The sequence below is a fragment of the Nostoc sp. NMS4 genome, assembly GCF_017115095.1.
Taxonomy (GTDB): domain Bacteria; phylum Cyanobacteriota; class Cyanobacteriia; order Cyanobacteriales; family Nostocaceae; genus Nostoc.
In genome coordinates this window covers 1-7,117 of sequence record NZ_JABXKI010000055.1, presented here as the reverse complement: position 1 = coordinate 7,117, position 7,117 = coordinate 1, and the positions used below count along the sequence as shown (strand labels likewise).

General features: G+C 43.0%; 7 protein-coding genes and 1 pseudogene. 3 read left to right on the top strand and 5 right to left on the bottom strand.

The genetic code is table 11. From position 1 onward, the window contains the following. Positions 1-60: 60 nt before the first annotated feature. The 3 genes from HWQ37_RS02595 to tyrS are packed head-to-tail and all read right to left on the bottom strand — an operon-like array spanning position 61 to position 2,677. The gene (locus tag HWQ37_RS02595) at positions 61-741 is read right to left on the bottom strand and encodes a hypothetical protein (RefSeq protein ID WP_292743373.1); all 681 of its coding nucleotides are present in this window, start codon (positions 739-741) and stop codon (positions 61-63) included. Beyond that, the gene (gene pyrF, locus HWQ37_RS02590; RefSeq protein ID WP_292743350.1) at positions 738-1,469 is read right to left on the bottom strand and encodes an orotidine-5'-phosphate decarboxylase; all 732 of its coding nucleotides are present in this window, start codon (positions 1,467-1,469) and stop codon (positions 738-740) included. Before pyrF ends, HWQ37_RS02595 begins: the two co-directional genes overlap by 4 nt. Positions 1,470-1,483: 14 nt before the next feature. Continuing rightward, positions 1,484-2,677 (bottom strand): tyrosine--tRNA ligase, encoded by a 1,194-nt coding sequence (tyrS, locus tag HWQ37_RS02585; RefSeq protein ID WP_292743376.1) that lies wholly within the window; start codon positions 2,675-2,677, stop codon positions 1,484-1,486. 173 nt (positions 2,678-2,850) lie between these two features. Between tyrS and HWQ37_RS02580 the strand changes: the two genes are divergently transcribed. Continuing rightward, complete coding sequence (locus HWQ37_RS02580; protein WP_292743348.1) at positions 2,851-4,776, top strand: transglycosylase domain-containing protein; 1,926 nt, start codon at positions 2,851-2,853, stop codon at positions 4,774-4,776. 57 nt (positions 4,777-4,833) lie between these two features. Here HWQ37_RS02580 and HWQ37_RS02575 read toward each other — a convergent pair whose 3' ends face one another. After that, positions 4,834-5,157 carry a DUF1825 family protein gene (locus tag HWQ37_RS02575; RefSeq protein ID WP_292743346.1) on the bottom strand — a complete coding sequence of 108 codons (324 nt, stop codon included), beginning with the start codon at positions 5,155-5,157 and terminating at the stop codon, positions 4,834-4,836. A 126-nt stretch (positions 5,158-5,283) separates the two neighbouring features. Further along, positions 5,284-6,216, bottom strand: coding sequence for a J domain-containing protein (locus HWQ37_RS02570; protein ID WP_292743343.1), 933 nt, complete (start codon positions 6,214-6,216; stop codon positions 5,284-5,286). Between the two features lie 303 nt (positions 6,217-6,519). On the opposite strand from HWQ37_RS02570, the gene HWQ37_RS02565 reads away from it, so the two are divergent. Beyond that, entirely contained in the window at positions 6,520-6,894 is a 375-nt protein-coding gene (locus HWQ37_RS02565; protein ID WP_292743341.1) for an NINE protein, read from the top strand. A gap of 14 nt (positions 6,895-6,908) precedes the next feature. Beyond that, positions 6,909-7,117: pseudogene (locus tag HWQ37_RS02560) on the top strand (ComEA family DNA-binding protein); the annotation flags it as partial.

The following is a 7,117-nucleotide window of genomic DNA, read 5'->3' as shown; positions in this document are numbered from 1 at the left end:
ATTCTGACTCCTGTTAGCGGTAGCGGGGCGTTTAGCCCATTCTGACTCCTGAATTCTTCTTCAATGACGTACACTTCCAGCTTCACAATCGCGCAACCAAGTTTTAACCCCTTGGGCAATAGTACCGTTACTACTATCGCGTGGCGGGGATAGTGGCTGCTGTTCTGAATGGGAACCAGCTTGAGAAAACATCATCACTAGTTGCCAACCACTTTGAGTTTTAGTCAACAACAGCCAGTGGAATTCTTGCAATTCTACCGCTTTCTTACCTATATACTGCCGCTCCAAGGTAGTAAAGAAAACTTGCTCAACTCCTGATGTAGCGCTTTTAGACGCATCTGCACTATATTCTTCAAGGTTAAGGGGCAGAGGAGTAAATTCAGGTTTTCCTGCCACTAGCATATAACTGTAAACCTGACTGCTTCTACTGAGGCGACGGGCGCGTTGACTAGCGCGATTGGTATAACTAGGTAATTTTTGCAGTAGCTGTATAGTTAATGTTTCTAAATTTTGCTCAGAACACAAAGACCTCGCCTCAGTGTTGATATTTTCCCTTTCTGCTAATGTCGGGGATTTAGGGTTGGGGTTTATCGAAAAGGCTGGGTAAGGAAAGCTATTTGATACTAAAATCCAGAAACCACAAGCGAAAAGGAAACTATAATTTTTCTGACTGAGGGAAGAGGCAAGATTTTTCTCCCCTACACCCTGCACTCGGAGTGTCTCACTAACTCTTAGCTTCATGCCACCGTGGTTAACTCCTCAGAAATCCTCTTCCAGGCTAACTCAGGCTGAGTAGCAGCAGTGATGGGACGACCAATCACTAGATAATCTGCACCGGCAATAATAGCTTGCGCTGGGGTCAGCGATCGCTTTTGATCGCCAATATCAGCCCAAGTTGGTCTAACCCCCGGACAAACTAGCAAAAAGTCATCTCCACAAGTTTGTCGTAACTGTGCCACCTCTTGAGGCGAACAAACTACCCCATCCAAACCAGATTCTTGAGCTAACAGTGCCATTTGTAGAGCATATTCTGGCAATTCTAGGGGTATTTTTAAATCAAATGCCAACTGCCGAGCAGAAATACTCGTTAGCAGAGTAATGGCAATTAACCTTGGTGGTTGTACACCTGCTTTTGCAGCCCCTGACTGTGCCGCCTCAGTTGCGGCTTTCAGGGCATCTCTACCAGCAGTAGCATGAATTGTCAATAAATCCACTCCGTATCTAGCTGCACTCCGGCAAGCACCAGCAACGGTATTGGGGATATCATCAAACTTTAAATCCAAGAAAATCCGCTTTTGTCGAGACTTTAAAACTTCCAGAATTTTTGGGCCAGTGCTGGTAAACAACTCTAAACCGACTTTCCAGAAACTAACTTGTGGAAGTTGATCTAAAAGAGCGATCGCACTTTGCTCATCCGGCACATCCAAAGCCACAATAATTCGTTGTTCTACCTGTTGACCATTCCCCATTCCCGATTCCCCATTTAAGGCACTAAGCGTACAAACTTATTTTTCCCAACTTGTAAAACCTTACCTTGTAACTCAGCCGGATTAGCAAAAGTAGTATCAGGATCGGTTATGCGATCGCCATCTAAGCGGACTCCACCTTCTTGAATTTTCCGCTTTCCTTCCCCTGTACTTTTGCACAAACCAGTGGCATTGAGAATATACGCTAACTTAGTCGGAAATTGCTCCACGCCAGAAGAAAGAGAAAATTCGGGAACGGCACCTTCCTTACCGCCGCTTTGGGCTGCTTCTTTCGCTTCTTGGGCTGCGGTTTCGCCGTGGTACTGTTTGACAACTTCATAAGCTAATAGTGTCTGGCGATCGCGGGGATTTTCTGGCAGTTTGTCCAACGGTAAATCTGTCAACAGTTCAAAATACTGTGACAGCAGCTGATCGGGAACTCCTTGCAACTTTTGATACTTTTGTCCTGGGTGTTCTGACAATCCGATATAATTACCTAAAGACTTAGACATTTTTTGCACGCCATCTGTGCCAATCAAAATTGGTAGCAGCATTCCAAATTGAGGCTTTTGACCAAAATGGCGCTGCAAGTCTCTACCTACAGCAATGTTAAATTTCTGATCAGTACCACCTAATTCCACATCTGCCTCAACTGCAACCGAATCAAAACCTTGCATTAACGGGTACAGGAACTCATGGATAAAAATCGGATTCTCTTTTTTATAGCGATCGGCAAATCCTTCTTTCGCTAACATCTGCCCCACCGTCATCGTGGAGAGTAACTCTAAAATTTTCTCTAAGTTGAGCTTAGAGAGCCATTCGGAGTTATAGCGCACCTCTAGCCTTCCTGGTGTGTCAAAATCCAAGATAGGACGTACTTGATCCAGATAAGTCTGAGCATTTTGCGCGACATCTGCTTCTGTAAGCTGACGACGCACTTCAGATTTACCAGTTGGATCGCCAATACGGGCTGTAAAATCGCCAATAATTAAAACTGCTGTATGACCTGCATCTTGAAATCCTCGCAGTTTTCGTACTGGTATGCTATGACCTAGATGAATATCAGTACCTGTAGGGTCAATCCCCAATTTGACCCTTAAAGGTTGGTCTGTAGTTAGTAAAAGCCTTTCTAGACTTTCACTGTTAACATCAACTGATTGTGGGAAAACTTCTACTACACCACGACGCAACCAAGCAAAATCTTGCGTCATTCCAAGAGATTCATTATTAGCGATGTTTTGCACACTAGAAGTTAAGTTGGTTATAAACACTTGCAATTTATCCACTTTCTCATCAGCCAAACTACTATAATTGCAAAAAACTAACCGCCTTGCTTCACCCAATCAATTACAGTTAAATTTACAAGTGAGGAAGTGAAATAGCCGTGTCGTCGTCTAGGACTTTTGAAGATAAACAGCCACAGCGTCGGGCTTCATCAGGTTTCGAGTTTTTGAAAGGAGTCGGTCAGGTAACTGGCGGTACTCTCCTCTCAATCACCATGCTGGCAAGTTCCATTGTAGCCGGAGGACTGGTTGGTTTAGCCATCAGTTTCCGTAATTTGCCAGATGTGAGACAGCTACGTAACTTCTTTCCCTCAGAAACGACTTACATCTATGACGTTAAGGGCAAACTCTTAACAAGTATTCACGGGGAAGCTAACCGAGAAGTCGTACCTCTAGATAGAATTTCCCCGAATTTAAAACGGGCAGTATTGGCAAGTGAAGATAGCCACTTCTACGATCACCACGGTATTAACCCGGTCGGTGTCGGACGGGCTGTAGTAGTTAATGCTGTAGCAGGTGGAGTCAAAGAGGGTGGCTCTACTGTTACTATGCAATTGGTGAAAAATCTGTTTTTGTCTCGCAAGCGTGCTTTCACCCGCAAGTTGGCAGAAGCTGTACTAGCAATCCGGTTAGAGCAAATTCTTGAAAAAGACCAAATATTAGAAATGTACCTCAATCAAGTTTATTGGGGTCATAACAATTATGGTGTACAAACGGCAGCACGCAGTTACTTTAATAAATCATCAGAATATTTAAGCTTGGGTGAATCGGCAATGATGGCGGGTTTAATCCAAGCACCAGAAGAATTTAGCCCGTTTGTGAGCATGAAGCTGGCAAAACAGAAACAAAAAGAAGTGCTGGGACGGATGCTGGAATTAAACTGGATCAGCCAGTCAGAGTACGACGATGCCCTCAAGCAAGAAATAAAACTTGGGAAAATTAAATCCTTTCAAGGTAGTGCCCTACCTTATGTAACCAATACTGTAGCGCAGGAGTTGGCTAAAAAGTTTGGGCGTGAGACACTACTCAAAGGCGGGATGCGGGTGCAAACTACAGTTGATGCTGACTTCCAAAAGATGGCGGAAGAAACTGTGACGAAGTGGCATAAAACACTTTTAGATCAGGGATTATCTAAGAATCAGATGGCGCTGGTAGCAGTCGATCCACGCACGCATTTTATCAAAGCATTGGTGGGCGGTATAGATCCTAAGATTAGTGAATTCAATCGTGCAACTCAATCTCAACGCCAGCCCGGATCTTCTTTTAAGCCCTTTGTATATTACACTGCTTTTGCTAGTGGTAAATATGCACCAGACTCAACCGTGGAAGATTCTCCAGTCAGCTATCGAGATGGTAACGGTTGGTATTTTCCCAGAAATTACGATAATACTTTTAGGGGATCGATGCCAATCCGCACAGCTTTAGCGCAATCACGAAACATTCCCGTGATCAAGATTGGTAAGGCTGTAGGCATGAATAGAGTGATCGAAACCTGCCGTACCTTGGGTATTACCAGTCCGATGGAACCTGTAAGTTCCTTGCCACTTGGGGCAATTGGTGTGACACCTTTGGAAATGGCTAGTGCTTATGCTACTTTTGCTAATTATGGCTGGCAATCTCCGCCAACTGTAATTGCCCGTGTCACCGATAGTAGTGGTAATGTGTTGCTCGATAACACCCCGAAACCCCAGCTAGTTCTCGATCCTTGGGCATCAGCAGCAATTATCGATGTGATGCGATCGGTAATCTCTGAAGGTACTGGTAAAGGTGCTGCGATCGGTCGTCCAGCCGCAGGAAAAACGGGAACAACATCATCAGAAAAAGATATTTGGTTTGTTGGTACTGTGCCACAGTTGACAACTGCTGTCTGGGTAGGGAGAGATGACAACAGACAATTAGCTGACCATGCCACAGGTGGTGTTATGGTAGCTCCAATTTGGAAAGATTTTATGGAGAAGGCACTTAAGAACGTACCAGTAGAAAACTTCAAGCCACCTTCGCAGTTTTCTCGTCCCAAGTCGCAATAATTTTAGATTTTAGATTTTAGATTTTGGATTAATTGCCAATCTAAAATCTAAAATTGACTAGGGCTGTTTTTCTAGCTCGGTTTTCATCCGTTCTAAAGTGAGGTGCATTTGGTCAAACATTTGTTGCGGGGTTACACCAAACTGACCTAATTGCGTTTTCAGTTGTTCTACTGTCATTTGTGCCATGAAATCTTCCGATAGCTCGAAGCGCTTCATAAAGATGCGGTATCGATCCATCATGGCTTCCATTTGCTCAATAAACAGCTTTTTACCATCTCGATCAAATTTGCCGTAGCCGTTGCCAAGCTTGATCAGCGCTTGATAATCCTCAAACAGCTGTTTTGCTTCTTGCTGAATTATTTCCGAATCGAAGAATCCCATATTGCTTATATTAAACTGAGCGCCCAGACTCAGTAGCTTAATAGTTTTACTTCTATTTATTATTTTAGTCTAGGAGAGTAATCTAGTCACGAAGCTTCGGTTTTGGTACGGTTTGTTACCGAAATTTCAACACTTGACTTGAGAACGTTTCCCTTCGTTAAATCGACTTAATAAAGCCGCAATACTCAGAGCTTTAGCCATTGATTTAGGATTGGTGTTTTTACCTGGTTCAATTTTCAGTCTGGTAGCGTATTTCAAAGCTAGTGAATCTTGCGGGTTAAGTTTTAATGCTTGACGGATGTAAACCCTGGCCATGCCGATAAATTTCTGTTTGAGATGTACTAAACCTAATAAGGCATAATAGTCGCTGTTATTTGGCTCTAACTTGATGGCATCGCGCAGTTCTTGCACAGCTAAAGGCCAATTAGCTAGCCTGACGTACTCAATAGCTCGCTGGTAGTGACGTTGAGCGTAGTTTGTCAAAACTGGTTTGACATCAGTTTTTTCATTTAATGTCAATTCAACTGGCTTGATTTCTACTTCAGGGGTGATGCGAACAGCTTTTTGCGGTAGAAATAGGTCAGGTTTATGCAACTGTAAATAAACTAAATTCAGTATACTAATTTGTTGTGTAACTTGATAAAACTGATGGAGTGATTTGTATTGAGCTTCTGCATAAGAGGCGATCGCTTCTTCGTAAAACAATTCTGCTTGGGGTGCAGACATTTGTATAATTTCCTCAGCTATGGCACTTTGCCCACACAAAGCTTCCTGCTGTAACACTCTTGCATCCGATCGCAGCATGGCTATAGCAATCAAGCGCTTGTGTCGATTTTTGAGTTGTTCGTAAGCTGGATTGATTAAATAGCTAAGTATTGCCGTTGCTAATTGTCGATCTGGATTGCAGCTTTTGGCATAGCGATCGGGATGTAGCAGCTTTGCTAAAGTGTGATAGCGTTTAAAAATCTGGCGATCGTCAGCACTCACAGAAATTCCTAGCACAGCGAAAGGATCGCAAAGCTGTTTAAACCATTCTGGCGGTAGGAAGGTCTGTGACATCGTAGTTATTTAAATCCGTTAAAAACTTAAAATTAACATCAAAGCTCAATGTACAGTCATGTGAAACTTACTCAAGTTTTTTCAAATATTAAATTGTGGGACTTACTACCCAAAAGTTTCAAGGGCAAGCCGGAATAGTTGACTAAAATAAATTTATATGGATATATATTGCCAGGATGTTTACTAAAATTACTTTTCTTATATTACGAGACACTACACGAACATTTGGAATTTTGAATTGTTTAATATGCTTTTTGGCTGTCTTATTGTAGGAACTATGGTATTCGTATATTTATTAGAAATATGTTGACTAAGCGCAAAAGTCGAAGTATTGCCGCAGTTTTAGCTTTTTCTGGCACGCTGACAATTTCAGGATTACATAAATTCTATCTGGGACAGCCGTTATGGGGTGTTTTGTATGTGTTGCTTTCCTGGACACCTATACCCAAGGTAGCTAGTGCGATTGAGGGAGTTTGGTATTTAGCCCAAGACGAAGAGGCTTTCGATCGCAATTTTAATCTAGGGAAGTCAGCCCCAAAGAATTTACATCAGGTGAGTAATCAGGTAGGAGCGATCGCTGACGCAATGCGTGAATTAGATGCTCTGCGCCAGGATGGATTGATTTCAGAGTATGAATTTGAACAAAAGCGCCGCCAATTGCTAGACCAGATTTCTTGAGGTAAGCAACAATCATGAATAACTGGCTACCTTTAAACTCTAGACTGCAAAAACTCCGCGCCAAGCTGCTCAACGATCCCTACTATCGCCTACAATCTGGGGAAGAAATTCAGATAGCGGCTCAATTAGGTATCCGCATTGACGCTAATCAAGCGACTGTAGATGATTGGTTACGCTTACCAGGTTTGTCAATTCATCAAGCGCGATCGCTTGTGGAACTTTC